Annotated in this window: 24 protein-coding genes; 22 read left to right on the top strand and 2 right to left on the bottom strand. The window is 48.0% G+C overall.

The features are described from left to right. Window position 1 precedes the first annotated feature (1 nt). The 5 genes from qcrB (at window position 2) to ACFO4U_RS02915 (ending at window position 3450) form a co-directional block, all read left to right on the top strand. Window positions 2–673, top strand: a complete 672-nt coding sequence (gene qcrB, locus ACFO4U_RS02895) for a menaquinol-cytochrome c reductase cytochrome b subunit (RefSeq protein WP_015881478.1) — start codon at window positions 2–4, stop codon at window positions 671–673. A 33-nt stretch (window positions 674–706) separates the two neighbouring features. Beyond that, complete coding sequence (locus tag ACFO4U_RS02900) at window positions 707–1501, top strand: menaquinol-cytochrome c reductase cytochrome b/c subunit (RefSeq protein WP_015881479.1); 795 nt, start codon at window positions 707–709, stop codon at window positions 1499–1501. 86 nt (window positions 1502–1587) lie between these two features. Continuing rightward, a complete protein-coding gene (locus ACFO4U_RS02905; protein ID WP_159562134.1) occupies window positions 1588–2205 on the top strand; it encodes a DUF1405 domain-containing protein in 618 nt (205 codons plus the stop codon). A 38-nt stretch (window positions 2206–2243) separates the two neighbouring features. Beyond that, window positions 2244–2927, top strand: coding sequence for a zinc metallopeptidase (locus ACFO4U_RS02910; RefSeq protein WP_074037177.1), 684 nt, complete (start codon window positions 2244–2246; stop codon window positions 2925–2927). A gap of 64 nt (window positions 2928–2991) precedes the next feature. Further along, the gene (locus tag ACFO4U_RS02915; protein WP_215244031.1) at window positions 2992–3450 is read left to right on the top strand and encodes a GreA/GreB family elongation factor; all 459 of its coding nucleotides are present in this window, start codon (window positions 2992–2994) and stop codon (window positions 3448–3450) included. A gap of 42 nt (window positions 3451–3492) precedes the next feature. Here the strand turns inward: ACFO4U_RS02915 and ACFO4U_RS02920 are convergent, their stop codons facing one another. Further along, window positions 3493–4368: a YitT family protein gene (locus ACFO4U_RS02920; RefSeq protein ID WP_026826157.1), complete on the bottom strand. Its 876-nt coding sequence runs from the start codon at window positions 4366–4368 to the stop codon at window positions 3493–3495. 112 nt (window positions 4369–4480) lie between these two features. On the opposite strand from ACFO4U_RS02920, the gene bshB1 reads away from it, so the two are divergent. The 14 genes from bshB1 (at window position 4481) to nth (ending at window position 18117) form a co-directional block, all read left to right on the top strand. Beyond that, window positions 4481–5164: a bacillithiol biosynthesis deacetylase BshB1 gene (gene bshB1, locus ACFO4U_RS02925; RefSeq protein WP_015881484.1), complete on the top strand. Its 684-nt coding sequence runs from the start codon at window positions 4481–4483 to the stop codon at window positions 5162–5164. Further along, on the top strand, window positions 5161–6282 hold the full coding sequence (bshA, locus tag ACFO4U_RS02930) for an N-acetyl-alpha-D-glucosaminyl L-malate synthase BshA (RefSeq protein WP_215244030.1): 1122 nt from the start codon (window positions 5161–5163) through the stop codon (window positions 6280–6282). The genes bshB1 and bshA overlap by 4 nt, the downstream gene beginning before the upstream one ends. Continuing rightward, complete coding sequence (locus tag ACFO4U_RS02935; protein ID WP_215244029.1) at window positions 6279–7418, top strand: CCA tRNA nucleotidyltransferase; 1140 nt, start codon at window positions 6279–6281, stop codon at window positions 7416–7418. Before bshA ends, ACFO4U_RS02935 begins: the two co-directional genes overlap by 4 nt. Beyond that, a complete protein-coding gene (locus ACFO4U_RS02940) occupies window positions 7391–8353 on the top strand; it encodes a biotin--[acetyl-CoA-carboxylase] ligase (protein ID WP_074037172.1) in 963 nt (320 codons plus the stop codon). The genes ACFO4U_RS02935 and ACFO4U_RS02940 overlap by 28 nt, the downstream gene beginning before the upstream one ends. Before the next feature lie 225 nt (window positions 8354–8578). Then, window positions 8579–9412 carry a 3-methyl-2-oxobutanoate hydroxymethyltransferase gene (panB, locus tag ACFO4U_RS02945; protein WP_215244028.1) on the top strand — a complete coding sequence of 278 codons (834 nt, stop codon included), beginning with the start codon at window positions 8579–8581 and terminating at the stop codon, window positions 9410–9412. Next, on the top strand, window positions 9412–10242 hold the full coding sequence (gene panC / locus ACFO4U_RS02950; protein ID WP_215244027.1) for a pantoate--beta-alanine ligase: 831 nt from the start codon (window positions 9412–9414) through the stop codon (window positions 10240–10242). Before panB ends, panC begins: the two co-directional genes overlap by 1 nt. 5 nt (window positions 10243–10247) lie before the next feature. Continuing rightward, complete coding sequence (gene panD / locus ACFO4U_RS02955) at window positions 10248–10631, top strand: aspartate 1-decarboxylase (RefSeq protein ID WP_015881490.1); 384 nt, start codon at window positions 10248–10250, stop codon at window positions 10629–10631. Window positions 10632–10737: 106 nt separating this feature from the next. Continuing rightward, window positions 10738–13548 carry an ATP-dependent DNA helicase DinG gene (gene dinG, locus ACFO4U_RS02960; RefSeq protein WP_215244026.1) on the top strand — a complete coding sequence of 937 codons (2811 nt, stop codon included), beginning with the start codon at window positions 10738–10740 and terminating at the stop codon, window positions 13546–13548. 65 nt (window positions 13549–13613) lie between these two features. Further along, on the top strand, window positions 13614–13799 hold the full coding sequence (locus ACFO4U_RS02965) for a YpmA family protein (RefSeq protein WP_015881492.1): 186 nt from the start codon (window positions 13614–13616) through the stop codon (window positions 13797–13799). Continuing rightward, on the top strand, window positions 13796–14281 hold the full coding sequence (locus ACFO4U_RS02970) for a hypothetical protein (protein WP_074037168.1): 486 nt from the start codon (window positions 13796–13798) through the stop codon (window positions 14279–14281). The genes ACFO4U_RS02965 and ACFO4U_RS02970 overlap by 4 nt, the downstream gene beginning before the upstream one ends. 20 nt (window positions 14282–14301) lie before the next feature. Continuing rightward, window positions 14302–15489: a pyridoxal phosphate-dependent aminotransferase gene (locus tag ACFO4U_RS02975; protein WP_074037167.1), complete on the top strand. Its 1188-nt coding sequence runs from the start codon at window positions 14302–14304 to the stop codon at window positions 15487–15489. Window positions 15490–15509: 20 nt separating this feature from the next. Further along, window positions 15510–16811, top strand: a complete 1302-nt coding sequence (asnS, locus tag ACFO4U_RS02980; protein WP_215244025.1) for an asparagine--tRNA ligase — start codon at window positions 15510–15512, stop codon at window positions 16809–16811. A gap of 62 nt (window positions 16812–16873) precedes the next feature. Next, window positions 16874–17458, top strand: a complete 585-nt coding sequence (locus tag ACFO4U_RS02985; RefSeq protein WP_215244024.1) for a DnaD domain-containing protein — start codon at window positions 16874–16876, stop codon at window positions 17456–17458. Continuing rightward, the gene (nth, locus tag ACFO4U_RS02990) at window positions 17458–18117 is read left to right on the top strand and encodes an endonuclease III (RefSeq protein ID WP_074037165.1); all 660 of its coding nucleotides are present in this window, start codon (window positions 17458–17460) and stop codon (window positions 18115–18117) included. Before ACFO4U_RS02985 ends, nth begins: the two co-directional genes overlap by 1 nt. A gap of 38 nt (window positions 18118–18155) precedes the next feature. Here the strand turns inward: nth and ACFO4U_RS02995 are convergent, their stop codons facing one another. Continuing rightward, window positions 18156–19007: a DUF3800 domain-containing protein gene (locus tag ACFO4U_RS02995; RefSeq protein WP_035387865.1), complete on the bottom strand. Its 852-nt coding sequence runs from the start codon at window positions 19005–19007 to the stop codon at window positions 18156–18158. 356 nt (window positions 19008–19363) lie between these two features. Between ACFO4U_RS02995 and recU the strand changes: the two genes are divergently transcribed. The 3 genes from recU (at window position 19364) to ACFO4U_RS03010 (ending at window position 23276) form a co-directional block, all read left to right on the top strand. Further along, complete coding sequence (gene recU / locus ACFO4U_RS03000) at window positions 19364–19990, top strand: Holliday junction resolvase RecU (RefSeq protein ID WP_015881499.1); 627 nt, start codon at window positions 19364–19366, stop codon at window positions 19988–19990. Window positions 19991–20010: 20 nt separating this feature from the next. Beyond that, window positions 20011–22635: a transglycosylase domain-containing protein gene (locus tag ACFO4U_RS03005; RefSeq protein ID WP_214691019.1), complete on the top strand. Its 2625-nt coding sequence runs from the start codon at window positions 20011–20013 to the stop codon at window positions 22633–22635. An 80-nt stretch (window positions 22636–22715) separates the two neighbouring features. Continuing rightward, window positions 22716–23276, top strand: a complete 561-nt coding sequence (locus tag ACFO4U_RS03010; RefSeq protein WP_159562151.1) for a hypothetical protein — start codon at window positions 22716–22718, stop codon at window positions 23274–23276. The last annotated feature ends 6 nt before the right edge of the window (window positions 23277–23282 follow it).

The following is a 23282-nucleotide window of genomic DNA, read 5'->3' on the forward strand; positions in this document are numbered from 1 at the left end:
GATGTTACAAAAAATTTATGACTGGGTCGATGAACGCGTAGACATCACACCGCTCTGGCGCGATATCGCAGACCATGAAGTACCGGAACACGTCAACCCTGCTCATCACTTCTCTGCATTTGTCTATTGTTTTGGCGGTTTGACGTTCTTTACAATCGTCATCCAGATCCTTTCAGGGATGTTCTTGACGATGTATTACGTACCAGATATCATCAACGCGCACGCGTCGGTGTATTATTTGCAAAATGAAATCGCACACGGACAAATCGTTCGTGGGATGCACCACTGGGGCGCATCTGTAGCGATCGTCATGTTATTCTTACATACGCTCCGCGTGTTCTTCACGGGATCGTATAAGAAGCCACGTGAGCTCAACTGGGTCGTTGGTGTTCTCTTGTTCTTCGTCGTCTTGGCGCTCGGACTCACAGGATACTTGCTTCCATGGGACATGAAGGCATTGTTCGCAACGAAAGTTACGCTTCAAATCGCTGAAAGTGTACCGGTTATCGGTGGTATTGCGAAGACACTTCTCGCTGGTGGTGAGATTGTCGGGGCGAGCACACTCGCACGATTCTTCGCAATTCACGTCTTCTTCTTACCGGCGGCATTGTTCGGACTGTTGGGAGCCCACTTCTTGATGATTCGTAAACAAGGGGTTTCTGGACCGCTATAAGCCGATTCGAGGAGAAAAAGGAGGAGAAACGATATGCATCGCGGTAAAGGGATGAAATTTGTAACCGACTCTCGAGTAGGAATCTCGAATCGGAAACAAAACATTGCAAAAGACTATTCAGAATACCCAGGACGCACAGAGGCGTTCTGGCCGAACTTCTTGCTTAAAGAGTGGATGGTAGGATCGGTCTTCTTGATCGGATTCATCGCTTTGACAATTGTCGAAGCACCACCGCTTCAAAATATCGCCGATCCAACGAACACGTCATACATTCCGTTGCCGGACTGGTATTTCTTGTTCTTGTATCAATTACTCAAATATCAATTCGCTGCTGGGGACTGGATCTTACTTGGTACAGTCATTATTCCAGGCTTGGCGTTCACGGCACTTCTCGTTGCACCATGGCTTGACCAAGGTCTCGAGCGTCGACCGGCGAAACGTCCAGTCGCGATCAGTTTCATGTTACTTGGAATTCTCTCGGTCTTCTACTTGACTTGGGAATCTGTTCAAACGACACACTGGGATCAAGTCCATGCACAAGGTGAGCTTCAAATTCCAGGTGAAGGTCCTGAAATCGATACAGCGGCTCCAGGATATGAGATTTATTCAGCTCAATCTTGCGTCAACTGTCACGGTCAAAACCTAGAAGGTGGAGCAGCGGCTCCAGCACTCGTCGGCACACAGTATACGGCTGAAGAAATCGCGGAAATCGCGGTCAACGGTGTAGGTACGATGCCAGCTGGTCAGTGGGATGGTTCAGATGAAGATCTCCAAGCCATGTCTGAGTTCATCGCTTCATACGGTGAAGGCGGCGAAAATAACAAGTAAGTCATCAAGTGTAGCCTGAATATCGGGCTACACTTTTTTACTTCTGCACGACGCATACGATAAACTGAAGAAAAAGGATTGAGACAATGAACCCCATGTTTTTAAAACCGTTCTTGATGCATCGGATTGTATTGACTATTCTATTGATCATCAACTTGGGAGGGACGATTTACGGGTATATCTGGTACGAGCCTCAATTACGTGACACACCGTACATCTATTGGCTGTTCGTACCGGATAGTCCGACAGCATCATTCTTCTTTACGATTGTCCTCGGACTTTGGTTAGCTAACAAGCGCTCTCCGTTGTTCGAGACGCTGGCCTTCATCACGTTGATTAAATACGGGGTCTGGGCCGTGATTATGAACATCATGTATTTGGGCACGTTACCACCGGATGCGCCGACCTTGACCATCTTGATGGCCGTCATGTTGATGGTCTCTCACGGTGCAATGGCCTTACAGGCGCTCATCTACGCGCCATTCATGAAATGGACGGTCACCTCGTTTGTATGTACGCTGATTTGGGTAATTCATAATGACGTCGTCGATTATGTACTCGGTCAATGGCCACGTTATCCGTCACTGGCAGAACACATCATGTGGATCGGCTACGGCTCCTTTTGGTTGACAGGATTATGTTTTTTTATGGGATATGCCTTCGTCCTACGTCCATCGCTTGAAAATAAGGTCATAAGAATGTAAAATCAAATTATCAAATACATGCAGAGGTGAAATAGAAAATGTCATTAGGTGGCTATATTTTCTATCTTGCACTGATCATGCTCATCCCCCTATGGGCCCAGATGCGAGTGAAAAGTACGTATAAGCAGTTTTTGAAACAACCGCTCCAAAGCGGTGTCACAGGTGCACAAGTCGCTGATTTCATCATGAAACAAAACGGTGTGCACAACGTGAGAATCGAAATGGTCGACGGACTCATGAGCGACCACTATGACCCGGTCAATAAAGTCGTTCGTTTGTCTCGCGAAGTGTATCAAGGGTCGACAATCTCGTCTGCCGCGATTGCTGCGCACGAGATCGGTCACGTCATTCAAGATGCGACAGACTATAAGATGATGCGCGTCCGCCACAGCCTTGTTCCGGTCGTCAACATCACGTCGAACTTGTCGTTCCCATTGTTGCTCGGAGGATTCTTATTCGGGGCACTCGGGTTGGCTCAACTCGGTGTCATCATGATGCTCGGGGCGGTCGTGTTCCAGTTGATCACGTTACCGGTCGAGTTCGATGCATCGAAACGAGCGATGGCGCAATTGACGTCTCACGGAATCGTGACGGCGACAGAAGAGACAGGTGCACGGAAAGTGTTGAATGCCGCGGCTTGGACTTACGTCGCTGCAACGCTCGTTGCGGTTGCCGAACTTATTCGCTTGGCACTCATCGTCTTTATGCCGCGTGATGAATAGGATTGAATGGAATCCCGTCGGTAGGCGGGATTTTTTAATTTTTTGACGAAAGGAATTGTTGTCAATGAAACCGCAACTGACAGATACAGGTCATCACCAATTGACAAATCGACTTGTGAGGCTAAAAAAAGAGCGAACGGATGCGCGTGAACGGATAAGGACGGCTCGAAAATTTTGTGATTTCCGTGAAGACGTTACCTATCGTGAAGCGGTACATGAATATGAACGGATCGAGGCGGATATTTTAGAACTGAATCACCTCCTTGATGACGCGATCATCGTTATATCGGAACGTTCGGAAGTCGTGACGTTCGGAAATCAGGTCGTGATTCGGGAAATGCAACAAGAAGAGACCGAGCGCTATCGAATCGTGAGTGAGGCAGAAGCGGATATAGAACGAGGAAGCATATCCGTGACATCGCCACTCGGTCGTCGTTTGATGGGTGCGACAATTGGTCAAACAATTCAAATCGAAACGCCGGGAGGTACGATTCAAGTCGAGGTGCTCCACATCGAACCATAAAAAATCGCCCGTTCATCCCTGTGAACGAGGCGATTTTTTTGCTTATTTCAAAGGCATCCGATTTTCATCGAACGTAAACCCTTCGCCTCCGACTTCATACACGTGATGGAACGTGACGAACGCATGCGGGTCGATTTGTTTGACGATTGTCTTCAAACGGTTCACTTCGTTACGGCCGACGACGACATATAAGACCTCGAGTTCTCGGTTCGAATAACCGCCTTTCGCGAGCAGTCGGGTCGTGCCGCGGTTCATCGTCGCATGAATACCGTCGGCGATAGCAGTGCGGTGGTCACTGATGATCATCGCCGCTTTACCGGCATACGTTCCTTCTTGCATCGAGTCGATGACGCGTGCCCCGATATAGACGGCGAGAAGCGTGTACATCGCCTCACGAATGTCGAGGTATGTCAAACTGAGGACGATGACAAAGAAGTCAAAGATGAGAAACGTCTTCCCAATCGACCATCCGAAATAGCGTTGTACGAGTCGTGCGATGATATCGACGCCGCCCGTCGTCCCGCCATTGTTGAAGATGATGCCAAGACCGACCCCGATGAAGAGCCCGGCGAACAGACTTGCGAGCACCATGTCATCTGTCAAGTCGATGACGAGCGTCGAATACTTGGCGATGAGTGCGTACCAAAGTGAAAAGGAAAACGTCCCGATGAGCGTATAGATGAAGGTCGTGCGACCTAACAACTTGTAACTCATGAAAAAGAGCGGGATGTTTAGTGCCAAGTTCGTGACAGAAGGTGAGATATCAAATAGTCCGCGGAGAATCAATGTGATCCCGGTGAACCCACCCTCGGCCAAATTATTTTGGACGTTGAAGTGATAAACGCCGAATGCAAAAATAAAAGAACCTATTAAGATAAAAATAATATTTCGAACACGAATCGGTAATTGTACCGTCATCAGGTTCACCTCCCCTTAGATAGAGTACTCGAAAAACAGTTCGATTGACTACCCTGAACATATGACATTCAGAAACGAGTCGGCTATACTTTTCAAAGAAGAGGTGATGTAGATGAAAGTAGTAGCCATCGGGGCACATCCGGACGATATCGAAATCGGGATCGCCGGCATGACCGCCCAATGGACGAAAGAGAAGACTGAGGTCGTATACGTCGATTTGACGAGAGCGGAACTTTCTTCAAATGGTGATGTAGAAACGAGACGACAGGAGGCAAGTGCGGCTGATGACGTGCTTGGTGTCCGTCGAATCAATCTAGGATTTAAAGACCGTGGGATTGACGGGGGAGAAGAGCAGCTCGAGGCAATCGTCTCCTTGATTCGCCGTGAGCGCCCAACCCACTTGCTCTATCCATATGAGGTCGACCGTCATCCTGACCATGCAGCCTGCGCCCATCTCGTGACAGAGGCGCTGTTTAATGCCGGGATCCGAAAGTACTTACCCGAACTCGAGGCATATCGTCCTGAAAGTGTGTACCAATATATGATCAATGCTCACGTCGAACCGGATGTGTGCGTGGATATTAGTGACACGATCGAAGTGAAGACACGGGCGCTTCAATGTTACGCGAGTCAGTTCACTCCGGTCGATGGAGTAAAGACACCGCTCACCGATGCATATGTGGAACGGGTCATCGCCCGTGAACGCCATTTTGGGAGCTTGATTGGAGTCGCCTATGCGGAAGGGTTGAAGCGCGTTCGACCATATGTCGTAAAACAGGCAGGTGAACTCGCATGACGTATCGGATTGGGATTCTTTGTTATCCATCTGTCGGAGGCTCTGGGATTTTAGCGACAGAGCTCGGGATGAAGCTTGCGGACCGTGGGCATGATGTCCATTTTATCACGAGCAGCATGCCGTTTCGTTTGAACGCCTATCACCCAAATATTACGTTCCATCAAGTCGAAATCAATCAATATTCCGTCTTTCGTTATCCGCCGTATGATATGACATTGTCAGCGAAGATTGCGAGTGTCATCCAATCGTTCGGTCTCGATGTCATCCATGCACACTATGCCGTACCGCATGCCGTTTGTGCTGCGCTTGGTCGTGAGATGGCGGGTGTGAAGACCCCGATCGTGTCGACGTTACATGGTACCGATATCACCGTACTCGGTGAGGACGAGGAACTGAAACCGGCCATTCTATACGGGCTGCGTCAATCGAACGCGATCACGGCGGTCTCTCATAGTTTGAAACGGGAGACAGAAGAGCGGATTGCCAGTGATTTGCCGATCCAAGTCATCCATAACTTCATCGATGAATCGGTGTATACGCCTCAATTCGACCCGACATTACGGGAACGGTACGGCTTGTCGGATGAGGACCGGGTCGCCATCCACATTTCAAACTTCCGTCCTGTCAAACGCGTCGACCTCGTCCTGGAGGCGTTCGATCAGATGGATGTGCCGAATAAGAAACTATTGCTCGTCGGAGATGGTCCGCTTATGGGTGCGATGCGTCGACTCGTGACGGAGATGGGGCTTGAAGAGCAGGTCATCTTTGCCGGGAAACAAGAACAAGTCGCCGCACTTCTTGCAATCAGCGACGTTCACGTCCTGTTATCAGACAAGGAGGCGTTCGGTCTCGTGGCGCTCGAGGCGATGGCGACGGGTGTGCCCTCTGTCGTGAGCGATGCGGGTGGGCTGCCGGAAGTGATCACGGACGGTGAGGATGGTTTCGTCGTTCCTAAAGGGGATGCGAGCCAGGCCGCCTCTGCGATGGAGCGGCTCTTGACCGATCGTGAGCTTCGAGAACGGTTCCGACAAAACGGATTGATGAAATCTCGGCGCTTCGCCTCACAAGATATCGTGACCGAATATGAACGCTTGTATGAACAGGTGGTGACATCATGACGGAATGGGAATACGCAAAACAAATCATCGACACGATCGAACAGCATGGTGGCGAGGCGTATATCGTCGGTGGTGCTGTTCGGGATTATGTGCTCGGGAGTCTGCCCGATGATATCGATTTGGCGACGTCCCTCTTCCCGGAAGAGGTGATGGCGCTGTTCCCGAAGTCGGTTCCGACCGGTATCGAACATGGGACCGTCACGGTCATTATTGACCACCATCCGTTCGAAGTGACGACGTTCCGTTCGGAAGGATCGTATTCGGATTCGAGACGACCGGACCATGTCGCACTCGGGGTATCGCTTGAAGAGGATTTATTACGAAGGGACTTCACGATGAACGCGATGGCGTTCCATGATGGACGAGTGGTCGATTTATTCGGTGGTCAACATGATTTAGAAGAACGAATCATCCGAACAGTCGGCAGTCCGTTTGAACGATTCGGAGAGGACGCGCTACGCATCATGCGTGCGCTTCGCTTCATGTCACAACTCGACTTCACCTTACATGACGAGTTGCGGGAAGCAGCGAGCGGGCTCGGTCATAAGCTCGAACAAATTGCGATGGAGCGTATCGCGATCGAATTTGAGAAACTGTTGACGGGACCTGCATACAAGAAAGCGCTAGGTGAAATGGTCGAGCTAGGCATTCATCGCTATTTACCGAACGTGACGACCGAACTGATGCAGCGTGTCCAAGAGGACGCTCGGACACCTGTGAACGCGGTCAGCGGATGGGCACTCTTTCTCTATCATGCACAGGATGACAGCTGGCTATCGCCATGGAAACGGTCGAACGCGATCAAACGGGAGGCGCGTACGCTTGCACTGCTCTGTGAGAAGGGACTTGACCGGATGAGGATTTATTCGACGGATGAACAGACGCTCTCCACTTATTTCCGGATGAACGGGGAGAAAGACCGTAGCCGTGAACTGAAACAGTCGCTCCCGATGACGTCTCGAAAAGAGTTGAAATTTGACGGCCGGGACGCCTTAGCGCTCGGGGCACGAGGGGAAGCGATCAAGCATCTGTTAGCCGACCTCGAACGACGCGTCATCTTAAACGAGTTACCGAACCATGAGACAGTATTGAAAGAGGAGGCGAAACGATGGCTTCAACGCGCGGGCGTGTTCTGACGCTATTACAAGATGGTGAAGTATGGAGTGGCCAAGAATTGGCCCGTCAATTAAATATTTCACGTACCGCTATTTGGAAACATATCGAAACGCTTAAGCAAGACGGTTATGCGATTCATACGATCCCAAGAAAAGGATACCAATTGCTTGAGCAAAGTGACCGATTCGATGAACCAGCGTTTGCGTCATATCGGAAGGGACGGTTCGGTCAAATCGTCCATGCGTTTGACCAAATCGACACGACACAACGAATCGCCCATGAGCTGGCGCAACAACACGTGCCAGAGGGGACGCTCGTCATGAGCGAGGAACAGACGGCCGGTCGCGGACAACTCGGTCGTAACTGGCACAATCCGAAGCACGTCAATATCGCGGCAAGTGTGATTTTAAGACCGGAATTACCCATTCGCGACGCATCAAAGCTGACCTTGATGGCGGCAAGTGCGTTTGCGAAAGCGTTGAATGCGCGGGACCTTGACGTGACAATCAAATGGCCTAACGATTTACTGTTAAATGGCAAGAAAATCGGAGGCATTTTGACGGAAATGCAAACGGAAGGGGACCGCATTCAAGCCGTCATTTTAGGGTTCGGAATGAATGTCAACGGCGATGACATTCCGACTGAGTTGGCGCACCGGGCGACCTCCCTTTATTTAGAGACCGGGACGAGGTATCATCGCAGTGAGTTATTGGCAGAACTATTGGCAGAACTCGAGACCGAATACGACCGATTCCTTGACGTAGGATTTGCACCGGTTCGCTTGAACTGGATGAAACATGCCGCCTATTTAAATGAGTCGATCACCTTGAGTGTGTCCCGGACATCGCGAACAGGTGTCATGCGAGGCATCTCGGAGGAAGGGGCACTGCTACTCGAAGTGGATGGAACGGTCGAACCGGTCTATTCTGCTGAGATTGCAGTGTGGAATGATTGATGAAAGCGAGACCATCGACTATACTTAATGTGTCGGACGCTATCAATTCTTGAAGTGTACCGCGCTTGCAGACTGTCACATTCAGTTGTCTGCCTTGATCATTATGACAGGGACAGAAGGACACTAACTCATGAAAACCATGAATTTGTTTTTCGTGCGCCTTCTTGCCATCTGTGTAAGAGGGCGTTTATTCTTTCCTGTCTCCACGTTAAGGAGGAGAAACAGATGCACACGATGACTACATTGTTAAAAAAAATGAACGAGCAAGAAAAGCTCGTCATGTTGACGGCATATGATTATCCGTCAGCCAAACTTGCCGAATCGGCCGGTGTCGATTTGATCTTAGTAGGTGATTCACTTGGGATGGTCGTACTTGGTTATGATTCGACGATTCCGGTGACGATGGAGGACATGCTTCATCATTCGAAAGCCGTACGCCGAGGAGCACAACATACGTTCGTTGTGGTAGATATGCCGTTTGCGTCATATCACGGAGACTTCGATCGAACGTTACAGGCAGCATCGCGCTTATTCCAAGAAGGTCGTGCGGATGCCATCAAACTAGAAGGGGCCGGTGACGTGCTTCATACGATTGACCGCTTGACACAAGTCGGCATGCCATGTGTCGCCCATCTAGGGTTGACCCCTCAATCGGTTGGCGTCCTAGAAGGATATAAAGTACAAGGGAAGTCCCTAGAGGCTGCCGAGACACTCCTTCAAGATAGCTTGGCTGCGGAACGTGCTGGCGCGAAGATGCTCGTCCTTGAGTGTGTCCCTCACCAATTGGCAAAACGGATCGCAGAAGAATTGACGATTCCTGTCATCGGAATCGGTGCAGGTGCAGATGTCGACGGCCAAGTGCTCGTCTATCATGACGTATTGAAATATGGGGTGGACCGTCTCCCTAAATTTGTCCAAGCGTATGCAGACGTGAATGAAGTGGCGACGGATGCCATCCGCTCTTATGTCGAAGAGACGAAGAACGGTCACTTCCCACAAGAACGTCATACGTTCACAATGGATGAGTCGTTACTCGACTCGTTGTATGGAGGAAAATGATGAAGATTGTATCGACCGTCGAAGAATTACGTAGTGCTTTACCAACGAATCAAACGATTGGGTTCGTGCCCACGATGGGATATTTGCATGAAGGACATATGAGCCTCGTTGAAAACGCGCGACGGGAAAATGACGTCGTTGTCATGAGTATTTTTGTCAATCCGACACAGTTCGGACCGAATGAAGACCTCGACCGTTACCCCCGCGACTTTGAACGGGATGAGAAGTTGGCACGTGATGCGGGAGTCGATGTCTTGTTCTATCCGACGACGGAGACGATGTATCCACTTGACATGGCGCGTGTGACCGTCCGTCACGGGGCGGACGTATTATGTGGGGCGAGTCGTCCCGGTCATTTTGATGGTGTGTTGACAATCGTTTCAAAATTATTTAACCTTGTTCAACCGACACGTGCTTATTTCGGTCTGAAGGATGCTCAACAAGTGGCACTCATCGAAGGATACGTCCGAGATTATTTCGTTCCAGTCGAGATTCGACGCTGCCCGATTATTCGTGAGGAGACAGGACTAGCCAAATCTTCTCGAAACGTCTATTTGTCAGATGTCGAAACGGTAGAGGCGAGTCGGATTTTCAGCGCATTGACGATGGCGCGAGAAGCACTCGATACAGGTCAACAAGTTGATGAAGTAAAACGACAGCTGACTGAACGTTTGAACGAGATTCCGAACAGTCAAATCGATTACGTCGAGCTTGTCGATTACCCGACGCTCGGTGCCGTCTCGAGCGACTCGACCGAACTCTTGTTAGCGGTGGCCATTCAGTTTGAACGGGCCCGATTGATTGATAATGTGATTTGGAAGAAGGGATGAATCCAATGATTCGTACATTTATGCACGCAAAGCTTCATAAAGCAACAGTGACAGAAGCAAACTTACACTACGTCGGTTCGATTACAATCGATGAGGATTTGATGGATGCGGTGGGTATCATGGAGAATGAACATGTACACATTACGAACAACCATAATGGTGCTCGCATCGAAACGTATGTCATCAAAGGGGAACGCGGTTCAGGCGTGATTTGTTTGAACGGAGCGGCAGCACGTCATTTCCAGGTCGGTGATGTTGTCATCATCATGGCTTACGGTCAAATGACAGCGGAAGAGGCAAAAACGCATCGTCCGAAAGTAGCTGTGTTGAACGAACAAAATGAGGTCGATCAACTTCTTTACGAAGAGATTGCTCATACAATTTTGTAAAGGATTCGGGGATGTCGGCAGAGGCATCCCCGTTTTTTCGTTATTCGTTCTATGGTAAGATGAGACAGACAGAAAGCACGAGCGTGCCAAAGATGGGATGGATGTTATGGACACGTATGTGATTGTGGATTTAGAGACTACGGGTCATTCCGTTAAGTCCGGAGATGAATTGATTGAGTTTGCGGCGGTCGTCGTACAAGAGGGTGAAGTGATAGAGCGCTACAGCACTTTGATTCGACCGAGTCGACCAATCCCACCTTTTATTACGCAATTGACAACGATTAGTGACGAAGATGTAAGTGACGCACCTACATTTGAAGATGTGATTCCCGACATTTGGAAAATGCTAGATGGACGGGTGTTTGTCGCGCATAACGTCGCATTTGATTTAACTTTTTTAAATGAGAGTCTTGAACAAGCGGGTTATCTTGCGTTTCAAGGGAGAGCCATTGATACTGTCGAATTGGCTCGTATCTTGTATCCGACTTTAGAGAGCCATGCGTTAGAAGCGCTATCGGATACGTTTGACCTCGTACATACAGACGCACATCGGGCACTCAGTGACGCAGAGGCGACAGCCGAGCTCTTCATCCGGATGCTCGATCGTTTACGCGATTTACCGATGGTGACGCTGAAACGACTTCGAGAGTTATCTGAGTCATGGACGAGTCATATCGAACCGTTACTCGATGAGATGATCCTTGAGGTCGGGATTCGTCCAGACGACGAAACACGTTTTGATATCCACCGCAAAATTGCGTTAAGGCGACCGGTGGATGCCTTCGTCCCGACGACAGAACGTGAACCGTTCGAGCCGTTCCTTTTGCGGACGATCGAAGAGACGCTCCCTTCACTGTTTGATCAGTTTGAACCGAGACAGAGTCAATTCGAAATGATGCGTCACGTCTATAAAGCGTTAGACGATGAGGAAACATTATTAGTCGAGGCGGGTACGGGAACGGGTAAGACGCTTGCGTACTTGATTCCGAGTGCACACCATGCCCTCGAGACGAAACGTCCGGTCGTCATTAGTACGCATACCATTCAATTGCAAGAACAGTTGTTAAATCGAGACTTACCTGTTCTTCGTCAGATTTTTCCTGAGATCGAATTCACGTTGTTGAAAGGGAGACGCAATTATATCGATTTGCGTAAGTTCGAGATGGTGCTCGACGAATCAAATGACGGTCTTTTGGCATCGATGTGTAAAGCGATGGTACTCGTCTGGCTCACAGAAACCGAGACCGGGGATTTAGAGGAACTCTCATTCCCGGGATCTGCGACACAAGGTCCTGCTTCGTTCAAGCGTTTGATTCAAGCAGATGCTTCTAATGATTTTGGTCGATTCGACCCATGGTATAGCCGTGACTTTTTCACGAAAGCCGTGTTGCGCTCGAAAGAAGCGGACCTGATTGTGACCAATCATGCTTTACTGTTCTCGGATTTACAGCATCAGGCAGGCATTTTACCGACGGACACGCCCCTCGTATTAGATGAGGCCCATCAAGTCGAGGAAGTGGCCTCGCATCATTTCGGTGTGACATTTGATGCGATTCAATTTGACCGTCTCTTCAAATGGTTCGGCTACGGAGCGGATGGCAAATTCCATTCTCGCATCATCCAGTTAGCCGATTTGACATCAGTAACCGAAGAGGCTGAGGCATTCAGTCAACAGATCGATTCTGCCCTCGCTCGGGTCGAAGAAGAACTCGAAGATCTTCTGACGTCCCTTCAATCGTTAGGTAAGAAAAAAGAACCTCGACAAACGGTTCGTTTCGAACGGGAAGGGGCAACGTTTAGACCAATTCGAGAAGTGGCCAATCGACTCGAGGACAAACTGCGAACGTTGCGGACGTCACTCCGACATCTCCATCGACTGCTCGATGAACGTAAAGAACATATGACATTCAAACAACGCGCACTTCTTGGTGACTTAAAAACGTTGATTGGAGACGTGCGCGAACTCGAGAGTGTCATCTATGAGACGATGCTGACGCGTGACGATGATGCGGTCAGCTGGGTCGAACTGAATTTAGGAAATCGGAAATTAACCTCGGTGTACACCCAACCGGTCGAAATCGGACCGCTGTTGCATGAACGTCTGTTTAAGAAGCGACCGACAATCTTAACATCAGCGACGATGACGGTCTCAGGGAAGTTCAGCTTTATGGAACGACGCCTCGGATTAGAAGGAGAACCGGTCCGAAGAGTCGTCTTACCGTCGCCATTCAACTTCAAAGAACAGGCCAAACTGTTTGTACCGTCGGACTTCCCGTTGATCAATGAAGTGCCGCTCCCTCAGTTCGTCGATCAGACAGCCCAGTCAATTGTCCAAATCGCGAACGTGACGAAAGGAAGGATGCTCGTCTTGTTCACATCGAACGAATTGCTTCGACTCACTTATGAACAAGTCAAAGACCATCTTGACCCGTCTTATACACTTCTCGCACAAGGTGTGAGCGGTGGCTCACGTAGCCGCTTGACGAAACAGTTCAAACGGATGGAACAGTCGATTCTCTTTGGAACAGCTAGCTTTTGGGAAGGTGTCGATATTCCGGGGGATGCGTTGACATGCCTTGTCATTGTAAGACTTCCCTTCGCACCGCCCGACCAGCCCATCATGCAAGCTCGTTCTGAGAAAATTGAAGCGATGGGGAAATCACCGTTCTTTGAGTTATCCTTGCCCCAAGCGGTCATTCGCTTCAAACAAGGTGTCGGTCGATTGATTCGATCGAAAGGGGATTATGGTGCCGTCTTCGTGTTCGACCGGCGTGTGGAGACGACGCGTTACGGCAAACAGTTCATCAACAGCTTGCCTAAAGTTGACCGGATTGAAGGAACGCTTGAAACGTCGTTATCCGAGTTAGAGTTGTTCTTAGACGAGAAGGAAAAGTCTGTGGCACGAAATGACAGATAACGCTAGGCATCACGATATTATCGTTTTATAATGATACGTATAGTGTTTTTGGAGGAGGAGTCAATATGAACTCGAATATTGAGACGCTGGCGAGCGTGCGCATCGAACCGACTGCGGACGTCTACAAAATTGTCGACTTATTGAATCGGACCTTAAAGAGTCAGGATTTAATGTTCGGTTTGTCACTTGAGAAGAAAGTGAATGATCCGAAGAAGGAAGAGATGGTCTTCACCATCTATCGTACAGAATGACCAGAAAGGCAAAATGGATCGTCTCATTACTGGCGGCACTGATTGGTGTCGTCCTTGTCTTTAGCGTGATGTATCGATTCACCATCGGTCATACAGAGAATCAAAAAGAAAAGCTCGTCGAAACGGCGATGGTACGATTGACTGAAGAATCTCCAGACGCGAGAGTGGGTCAGGGAGAACTGTTCAATGGGACAGAGGCATATGTCGTCTTCCCAGAAGTAGACGGGAAGTCCATTTGGTTTGTCCCATTGGATAAAAAGCTGGAGATCGAGCAACGAGAAATCGGTGAAGTGGACGCTACTGACGTCTGTTCGAAGTCGGTTGAGGAGACAGGCGGACAACTGGTCAGCTGTAAGGTTGGTTTTGACGAACGGGCACTCATCGAAGTGGTCACGAAAGCGGATGCGTCTTATACGTATTCGTACTATACGCTTCAGACCGGAGAATTTATTCGACGGGTCCAATTGACCGATCAAATGTAATGAATTAGAGGGGGATTATGATGGAACATCTATTAGCGAAACGTGTAAAGCAACTCACGCCATCGACTACTTTGGCGATTACAGCTAAGGCAAAGGCACTCAAAGCTTCAGGTAAAGATGTCATTGGTCTCGGCGCGGGTGAACCTGATTTCAACACACCAGAACGAATCATCGACGCTGCTTGTCAAGCCGCTCGAGATGGAGACACAAAATACACGCCATCTGGCGGGACAGTCGCGTTGAAGGATGCCATCATTGAAAAGACGAAACGCGATAGTGGATTGTCGTTCGAACGCAACGAGGTGATGGTTGCTTCAGGTGCGAAACATGCCCTATACGCTCTGTTCCAAGCTATTTTAGATGAAGGGGACGAAGTGATTGTCCCAGCCCCATACTGGGTCAGTTACCCGGAACAAATCAAATTAGCGGACGGGGAACCTGTCTTGGTCGACACGAATGAAGAGACGTCATTTAAATTGACGCCAACGCAACTCGAGAATGCGATTACAGCTCGTACAAAGGCCGTCATTTTGAACAGCCCATCTAATCCGACGGGAATGATTTATACGAAAGAGGAGCTACAGGCACTCGCCGATGTCGTTCTTCGACACAATCTTCTCGTCGTTAGCGATGAAATTTATGAAAAATTGATTTACGGTGATGCGTCGTTCGTATCGATTGCGACCCTTCCGAATATGCGTGAGCGGACAATCATCATCAATGGGGTCTCGAAATCTCACGCGATGACAGGTTGGCGAATCGGGTATGCCGTTGGTGATGCAAAAATCATCGGCGCGATGACGAACTTGGCCTCACACTCGACATCAAACCCGACATCTGTCGCACAAGCGGCTGCGGTAGAAGCGTACAATGGACCACAAGAAGATGTGGAAATGATGCGTCAATCGTTCGAGGAACGACTTGAAATCGTCTACGACCGTCTCGTCAAAATCCCTGGCATCACTTGTTTGAAGCCACAAGGTGCATTTTACTTATATGCCAATGCGAAGGTCGCGGCCACAGAAAGTGGCTATGACACCGTCGATGCTTGGTGTGAAGCTGTTCTTGAAGAAGCAAACGTGGCACTTGTGCCTGGTTCGGGCTTCGGACAAGACGATTACGTACGATTATCCTATGCAACTGAATTAAAACGCGTATTAGAAGCGCTCGATCGAGTAGAAGAATTCGTTACGGAGCACGCTCGATAAGCGAAAGGATGGAAAAGAATATGACAACTATTTCGATTAACCAATTTAAAGATTATGAAGGCCAATCGGTCCGTGTAGGGGCCTGGATTGCCAATAAACGTTCAAGTGGTAAGATTGCTTTCCTTCAATTACGTGATGGAAGCGGTTTTGCTCAAGCAGTCGTTGTAAAAGCTGACGTGGCGGAAGAGTTATTTACGTTAGCCAAAGGGATTACTCAAGAAACTTCGGTTTGGGTCACAGGGAATGTCAAATCTGATGGCGGGCGTACACCACTCGGATTTGAATTGGAAGTGACAGATTTAGAAGTGATTGCGGAATCGATTGATTATCCAATCACACCGAAAGAACACGGAACGGAATTCTTGATGGACAACCGTCACTTATGGCTCCGTTCACGTCGCCAACACGCGATTATGAAAGTTCGTAACGAAATCATTCGTGCGACATATGAATTCTTCAACAAAGAAGGATTTGTCAAAATCGATCCGCCAATCCTTACGAGCAGTGCTCCGGAAGGGACGACAGAATTGTTCGAAACAGATTATTTCGGTCAATCAGCCTACCTTTCTCAGACGGGTCAATTGTATATGGAAGCAGCGGCGATGGCCCTCGGAAAAGTATTCTCGTTCGGTCCAACGTTCCGTGCGGAGAAATCAAAAACACGTCGCCACTTGATTGAGTTCTGGATGATTGAGCCGGAGATGGCATTCGTCGATCATGACATGAACCTTGAGATTCAAGAGCAATACGTCGCATACATTGCACAGGCAGCACTTGCGAACTGTAAAAATGAACTGGAACTGCTTGGACGTGACCTTGAGAAATTGGCACAAGTACAAGCGCCGTTCCCTCGTGTTCGTTACGAAGATGCCATCAAGTTCTTGAAGGCAGAAGGATTCGACGACATCGAATACGGTGATGATTTCGGTGCACCGCACGAGACGGCGATTGCCAACGCACATGATCAGCCGGTATTCATCACGCATTGGCCAAAAGAAATCAAACCGTTCTACATGAAAGTAGACCCTGATAATCCAGAACTTGTTCTGTGTGCGGACTTGATTGCACCAGAAGGATATGGTGAAATCATCGGGGGATCTCAACGTGAGGACGACTACGATCGTCTAAAAGAAGAGATCATCAAGGAAGGTCTCGACGAAACGGATGCGTATGATTGGTACCTTGAACTTCGTCAATACGGTTCGGTCCCACACTCTGGTTTCGGACTTGGTCTCGAGCGTACGGTCGCATGGATCAGTGGAATCGAGCACATCCGTGAAGCGATTCCGTTCCCACGTCTTTTAAACCGAATTCACCCTTAACGATTAATCGGGGAGGACATGGTGTCTTCCCCGATTAATGTGTCTTAGAAAGGAAGTGCGACATGGATGCACATCAATTGATTCAATTATTCGAGCAAAGTCCGGTCGTCATTCCACGAAAGCTGTTCACCGATGCGAGACGCCTCGATTTGTCACCCGTCGAGTTCAGTCTGATCGTCCATCTTCTAGAAATGACTGGAGAAGGCATCGTCATGCCGCTCCCGAGTGAGCTAGGGAAACGATTGAATGTTTCAGAAAATGAGGCGCGCTCAGTGCTACTTGGTCTGTTGCAAAAAGAGTTGATCGCGATTGACGCTTCAAGTGATGGCGAGCGATATAGCCTATTGCCACTTTTCGAAGCGTTACAAGGGGAAGAGAAAGTTGCGCCACAGCAGACACTGAATGAGAATATCATTCATACGTTTGAGCGGGAATTTGGAACGATCACCCCGTTCGAGATTGAACAAATTGTCGGCTGGATGACGGAAGATGGCTTCAGCGAAGAACTCATCATGGCCGCACTTCGTGAAGCGAAACTTCGAAACGTGCGAAACTTCAAATACATGGACAAAATCCTGCGCGTTTGGCAAGACCATCATGTCGAATCGCTCGAGGATCTCGTGGAATATCAACGGAGGAATAAGTGATGTTGACGCGAGCACAATTACAGGAAGTGTCAGATACGATGAAGCAGATGTTCCCAGACGCTCATTGCGAGTTGACGCATCAAAATCCCTTTGAATTGGTCGTCGCGGTCGCGCTCTCCGCACAAGCGACGGATGCGCTCGTCAACAAGGTGACACCAGGATTGTTTGAAGCGTTTCCGACTGTCGAGGCGATGGCTGCGGCTGACGTGTCTGAGATTGAGGCATTGATTAAACGGATTGGTCTGTACCGTAACAAAGCGAAGAATGTAAAAGCACTCTCAGAAAAAATTGTGAACGAGCATGGGGGGATTGTCCCTTCTGACCGAGCATCATTAGAGGCGCTCCCCGGAGTCGGTCGTAAAACAGCAAACGTCGTCCTTTCTGTTGCATTCCATGAACCGGCGTTTGCGGTTGACACACATGTGGAACGAGTTTCCAAGCGTCTCGGTATTTGTCGCTGGAAAGACAATGTTCGACAAGTCGAGGATACATTAATGAAAAAGTTTCCACGCGAGGAATGGTCACAACTTCATCATCAATTCATCTTCTTCGGACGATATCATTGCAAGGCACAACGCCCAGGCTGTGAGGCATGCCCACTGTTGCATATGTGCCGAGAAGGAAAGAAACGAATGAAGTCACAGAAAGTCACCACATAAAAAACGCATCGACACGCAATGTGTCGATGCGTTTTTGCTTAATGATTCCAAGGATGGTCGCTCCATTCGCGACGTTTTTTCGTGATTGGCACTTTTTTGAAGCCCCAGTTTCGGAAATCTTGGTCCGGACTTTCTTTACGGATGTAAATTTTGTCCTTAATGGCTTTAAAGATTCGGTTCTCGTCCCCATAATGGACGAACCGTGGTTTCACTTCAATCACGCCACGACGAACGCGAGAAAGTGGCAGACAGACGAGGTCAGCGATTTCTAAGCCAGATTGATACATCGTGTTCTGCTTCTCAGAGAAGATGAAGCCTTTAATTTTTTGACGGCTCTTTTCGACGTCTAAATGAACGGTACCTGAGTTGAAAATATCAAAGAATGCTTTTTGAATCAGTAAGTTCTGATAATCGTCTCGGGATTCTAGGACGACACGGGCACTTACTGCCTCTGTTTCTTCTAAAAACGCATAGAATGACTTCATCAGGTGAGCGAATGCGACGACATACGGATCTTTTGGCGTCGAATAAAAGTCATGAAGCTTTTGTTTATCGACCTCGACACTGACGATTGTACAGTCGATTCCTCGCAAAAATTCAGGGAGTTTATCCCAAAAGTCGCGCAACATATCAATCGTGATCCCATCTTCTTTTCCGTAAGGATGTTCCGCTTTTAAAATTTCTTTTAAATGAAGTGGGATATGCTCCGTTTTGAACACATCTCGTTTGAACGCCTGAAGACGTCGTTTCAATTCACACGGTAATCCAGTCTCGTCTGCATCGATTGAGTACTTATATTCCATCAGCACGCCAGTCAAGTTAAATTGCGTATTTCCCTTCGGTGTGCCTGTTTCGTCGACGAACATGACATACTTCTTTCCACTTTCCATCCAATCCCTCCAAAACGGCTTAACAGTAACGTCTTTAAGCACCCTATTTTATTTCCAAATGATAATTTGGTCAATCTATTGCACAGATATTGCACATTTTTTTTAGAATGACATCAATGAGGTTTATCGGTGTGTCATCTTGGATAAACAGTAGAAGTGCTATTATCATAGAAAAGCAATCGAATCATACATAACGAGAGCTTTTCAATTTGGATACACAATCGCTTACATACTAGTTTAACATACGGGAGTTTGGTACGATATGTGTTGCGGTAATTCCACACAAGTGTCGACCGACAGAAGTCGACAATCAGACCTGAGACGGAAGGAACGAGTGGACCGACCTGTTAATATGTATGTATGGGGTGACGACATTGTTCCATTATCCAAACGGTAAAAAGGCAAACGTGACAAAGACAACAAAGGGGGAAGGAATTTCGAAGCAATCATCGAATTCTCAAACCTATGCGAATCGCGGAATGAACTTGGAGACGCTGTTAAATGAAACGAATGAGTTTTATCGGATTCATCAACGAGCCGTCATCCACAAAAAACCAACCCCTCTCCAAATCGTCAAAGTCGACTATCCGAAGCGAAGTGCCGCCAAAGTAACGGAAGCCTATTTCAAACAGGCATCTACGACCGATTACAACGGTGTTTATCGTGGTAGGTACATTGACTTTGAAGCGAAAGAAACGAATAATAAGACATCGTTTCCGCTCGGCAATTTTCATGACCACCAAATCGCCCACATGCGTGAGTGTGAACGTCATGGAGGGATTTGTTTTGTCATCATCCGCTTTAGTCGCTATAATACGCAATATGTATTGACCACCGAGCAACTTGTTCAGTGGTGGGAACAACGGTTAACGGGGCGCAAATCGATTCCGCTCAGCTTTATCGAAAAGGAAGCGATTGAAGTTCCGACGAGAGCCTTGCCGTCGATTGATTATTTGACGGTGCTCGATCAATGGCTCGATTGAATAGAAGGAGTGAACCATGAATGGAGCGAAGTAGGGTCGCACGTCGACAAGATTCGACGACGAATAAACGCAAAAAAACTGGGAAACAACCAAAGACGAAAAGTAAGAAACCGATGTGGAAACGCATCTTTTTATTAGGTTTCATGTTATTTATTGCTGCGGTAATCGCATTCGGCGCATATACGGTATATGCCATTGCGACGGCACCAGAACTAGATGAAGACAAACTTGTCGATACGTATCCGATTCAGTTGCTTTCGGCTGAAGGAGAACCGCTCGAAGGGGCGGGTCAGATTCGAGAGTATGTCTCCATCGACGACATCTCTGAAGTGATGCAACAAGCGGTCGTGTCCATTGAAGACCGTCGTTTCTATGAGCATAACGGGATTGACTTACGTCGAATCGGCGGAGCCGTCGTTGCCAACTTGACAGAGGGTTTCGGTGCAGAAGGTGGATCGACCATCACACAACAATTGGTCAAGCAGTCGTTCCTTTCGACAGATAAGAAGTTGAAACGTAAGCTTCAAGAACAATGGCTCGCACTCAAACTCGAGCGTGAGTATACGAAAGAACAGATTTTAGAGATGTACTTGAACAAAAACTATTACGGTAGTGGCGGATACGGTGTGCAAACCGCATCGAAACGTTACTTCAATAAGCCGGTCTCTGAGGTCAATTATCAAGAGGCCGCGATTCTCGCAGGTCTCCCGCAACGTCCAAGTGCCTATGATCCAATCAATGGTGATCAGGAGTTGACTCGCTACCGTCAAGAGCAAGTCTTGTCCGCAATGAAACGTGACGGACATATTTCTGAGGAACAATACAATGAGGCACTCGATGTTGCCATTGCTGACGTCATCTCACCAGGTGAAGAGACGGAAGAAGAAGCGTTCACACGTGCGATTTACTCTCGTGTATTGAATGAGTTAGAAGAGGACTATGGTCTTGAACAGTCAGATATTTACGGGACTGGTTTGAAAGTTTATACGTCAATCAACAAAGAGTTACACACAAAAATCAACAGTGATATTAAATCGAATAATGTTAATTTACAAACAAGTAGTTTCCCTGAAGATTTACGAATGGGTGCAACCGTCTTGAATACAAAGACCGGTGAAATTGTCGCTATCGTAGACAGTCAACAGGCGAAGCAAGGTGATACCACATATCGTGACTACTCAAATGAGAAGTATCAAATCGGATCGACAGCTAAACCATTTTTCGATTATGGTCCTGGAATTGAAAATGGGCAGTGGTCGACAGGTAAAGTGTTGCTTGACGCTAAATTAGATGGCACATATAGTCCGAATAACTATTATTCAGGTTTCCGTGGACCAAATACGATGCGCCAATACTTGAAAATTTCAGCGAACACGCCAGCAGTTCGTGCTTTCCAAGAAGTGCGGGATGAGTATGGACAAGAAGCAATCGAATCGTTCGTTAAAAATGTAGGAATCGAACCTTCATATTCTGGCGATGAACTCAACGAATCTAATGCTTTAGGTACGGCAGAAGCGAGCACGACACAGATGGCTGCAGCTTATGCAACACTTGGTGCGAATGGGATGTATACAAAACCGCACTTGATTCAAAAAATTGAATTCAATGATGGTTCAAGTATTAATTCACCGATTAAAGCCAAGCAAGCGATGGAAGATTATACAGCGTATATGTTGACAGACATGCTTCGTGATGTTGTGAGTGCTGAAGGTGGAACTTATGTACCTGGCGCATTCCCATGGGACGTAGCAGGTAAAACGGGTACGACGAACGAGCCTAACTCTACAAATCCGAAAGATAAATGGTTTACTGGTTATTCTACGGATTACTCGATCTCAGTATGGACGGGAAAAACGAAAGATTCGACAGTCGCTTCGTTCGATCCTGACTATGCCCAATACTATTTCGAGTATATGATGCAACAAGTGACGAATGCGACGGGACAACCGGATCGATTCCAACGTCCAGACTCAGTCTTGTCACTTGGTAATGAGCTTTATGTAAAAGGAACAAAACCAAAAGATCTTCAACCTGAGAAGTTGGTTGCTCCGACTGGGGCAAGTGTTAACTACGATGAAGAAGGTCAAACCGGTTCTGTCTCATGGTCATACGATTTCGATGGTGCACAAGCCGATGGTTATACGGATATCACGTTCACGGTGACACAAAAGTCAGCCGATGGAAGTGAGCAAGTCGTCGGAACGACCGGGGAGACGAGTGTGAATATTGCAAACTTGGCCGAAGGAGACACAACGTTTACTATTGTCGCAAATGCGTCGAACCCGTTGACGGGAGAACAGCAATCGGCACCGGCACAAGCGAGCTATTCGATTGAACCGAAAGAGGAACCGACGGAAGAAGAGGAAAACCCTACTGATGAGGGGAATTCCGAAGATGAACCATCAGACGAAAATAACGGGAACGGGAATGATAACGGGAACGGGAATGGTAACGGAGACGGAAACGGCGAAGATACCACCGACGAACAAACTCCTGATGAACCGGCTACGGATGAAGGTTCTGGCGAAGGTACAGACGAACCAACTGACGGAGATGATTCAGGAACTCCGTTAGAGGGACAATCCAATGGTGAATCGTCAGACACGAATCGTGGAAACAATAATTCAAACAATGGGAATAACTAAGGAGAGCAGGGCGACATTGTGCGCCCTGTTTTTCGTTTGACTTTGTTATAATGAAAAGAAAGGGAACAGGATGGTGACACATGGTTCAACTCTCTTTAAAACGCAAGATGAAAGTATTACTTGTCATGGATCGACTGCAAGACGATGATTTCGGCGTGCCTCTCGGTGGACATCTCGGGTTAAAGCTTTCACATGTGCTCTTAAAAGAGTCCATACCGTTTGGGCGTCTCATCCAGGACCAAACCGTCGCCGAAGCAATCGGACATGCTTACTTGAAACGAATCGGAGTCGAGACCATGTTCACGGGCGAAGAATCCTATTATCCAGAACTTCTTCGTGGCAACCGTCAACTCATCTCAACAAACGAAGATTATTATAAAACGGTGCAACGCTACGTCAAACATCTTTTAGCGGTTCATTCGAAATGTACGAAACTACATACCATCGTCTTGTTCGGACGGTCGACGCAACGTCTGTTTTCAGATGCGCTCTTCCGTCTCGAAGAAGAAAATGAGCATGTCGCTGCTACATTTAAAGACATGGCCATCTTTCAGATGCCCGCTGTATCGAGAGTGGTACGAGATGAACGGATTCATCAAATCCGACAAGTCGTAGCGGACCTTGCACCTTCGAATGCGTAATGAAAG

Source organism: Exiguobacterium profundum (genome assembly GCF_042652865.1).
Classification (GTDB): Bacteria; Bacillota; Bacilli; order Exiguobacteriales; family Exiguobacteriaceae; genus Exiguobacterium; species Exiguobacterium profundum.

What these genes read in the sequence shown, in the direction of transcription:
- recU (WP_015881499.1), top strand. Translation starts at nt 19,364, where the DNA reads ATGTATGGGGTGACGACATTGTTCCATTATCCAAACGGTAAAAAGGCA.
- nth (WP_074037165.1), top strand. Translation starts at nt 17,458, where the DNA reads ATGTTGACGCGAGCACAATTACAGGAAGTGTCAGATACGATGAAGCAG.
- ACFO4U_RS02920 (WP_026826157.1), bottom strand. Translation starts at nt 4,368, where the DNA reads ATGACGGTACAATTACCGATTCGTGTTCGAAATATTATTTTTATCTTA.
- ACFO4U_RS02900 (WP_015881479.1), top strand. Translation starts at nt 707, where the DNA reads ATGCATCGCGGTAAAGGGATGAAATTTGTAACCGACTCTCGAGTAGGA.
- ACFO4U_RS02940 (WP_074037172.1), top strand. Translation starts at nt 7,391, where the DNA reads ATGGCTTCAACGCGCGGGCGTGTTCTGACGCTATTACAAGATGGTGAA.
- dinG (WP_215244026.1), top strand. Translation starts at nt 10,738, where the DNA reads ATGGACACGTATGTGATTGTGGATTTAGAGACTACGGGTCATTCCGTT.
- panC (WP_215244027.1), top strand. Translation starts at nt 9,412, where the DNA reads ATGAAGATTGTATCGACCGTCGAAGAATTACGTAGTGCTTTACCAACG.
- ACFO4U_RS02910 (WP_074037177.1), top strand. Translation starts at nt 2,244, where the DNA reads ATGTCATTAGGTGGCTATATTTTCTATCTTGCACTGATCATGCTCATC.
- ACFO4U_RS02935 (WP_215244029.1), top strand. Translation starts at nt 6,279, where the DNA reads ATGACGGAATGGGAATACGCAAAACAAATCATCGACACGATCGAACAG.
- panD (WP_015881490.1), top strand. Translation starts at nt 10,248, where the DNA reads ATGATTCGTACATTTATGCACGCAAAGCTTCATAAAGCAACAGTGACA.
- ACFO4U_RS02965 (WP_015881492.1), top strand. Translation starts at nt 13,614, where the DNA reads ATGAACTCGAATATTGAGACGCTGGCGAGCGTGCGCATCGAACCGACT.
- asnS (WP_215244025.1), top strand. Translation starts at nt 15,510, where the DNA reads ATGACAACTATTTCGATTAACCAATTTAAAGATTATGAAGGCCAATCG.
- ACFO4U_RS02995 (WP_035387865.1), bottom strand. Translation starts at nt 19,007, where the DNA reads ATGGAAAGTGGAAAGAAGTATGTCATGTTCGTCGACGAAACAGGCACA.
- panB (WP_215244028.1), top strand. Translation starts at nt 8,579, where the DNA reads ATGCACACGATGACTACATTGTTAAAAAAAATGAACGAGCAAGAAAAG.
- ACFO4U_RS02915 (WP_215244031.1), top strand. Translation starts at nt 2,992, where the DNA reads ATGAAACCGCAACTGACAGATACAGGTCATCACCAATTGACAAATCGA.
- bshB1 (WP_015881484.1), top strand. Translation starts at nt 4,481, where the DNA reads ATGAAAGTAGTAGCCATCGGGGCACATCCGGACGATATCGAAATCGGG.
- ACFO4U_RS03010 (WP_159562151.1), top strand. Translation starts at nt 22,716, where the DNA reads ATGGTTCAACTCTCTTTAAAACGCAAGATGAAAGTATTACTTGTCATG.
- ACFO4U_RS02905 (WP_159562134.1), top strand. Translation starts at nt 1,588, where the DNA reads ATGAACCCCATGTTTTTAAAACCGTTCTTGATGCATCGGATTGTATTG.
- bshA (WP_215244030.1), top strand. Translation starts at nt 5,161, where the DNA reads ATGACGTATCGGATTGGGATTCTTTGTTATCCATCTGTCGGAGGCTCT.
- ACFO4U_RS02970 (WP_074037168.1), top strand. Translation starts at nt 13,796, where the DNA reads ATGACCAGAAAGGCAAAATGGATCGTCTCATTACTGGCGGCACTGATT.
- ACFO4U_RS02985 (WP_215244024.1), top strand. Translation starts at nt 16,874, where the DNA reads ATGGATGCACATCAATTGATTCAATTATTCGAGCAAAGTCCGGTCGTC.
- qcrB (WP_015881478.1), top strand. Translation starts at nt 2, where the DNA reads ATGTTACAAAAAATTTATGACTGGGTCGATGAACGCGTAGACATCACA.
- ACFO4U_RS02975 (WP_074037167.1), top strand. Translation starts at nt 14,302, where the DNA reads ATGGAACATCTATTAGCGAAACGTGTAAAGCAACTCACGCCATCGACT.
- ACFO4U_RS03005 (WP_214691019.1), top strand. Translation starts at nt 20,011, where the DNA reads ATGGAGCGAAGTAGGGTCGCACGTCGACAAGATTCGACGACGAATAAA.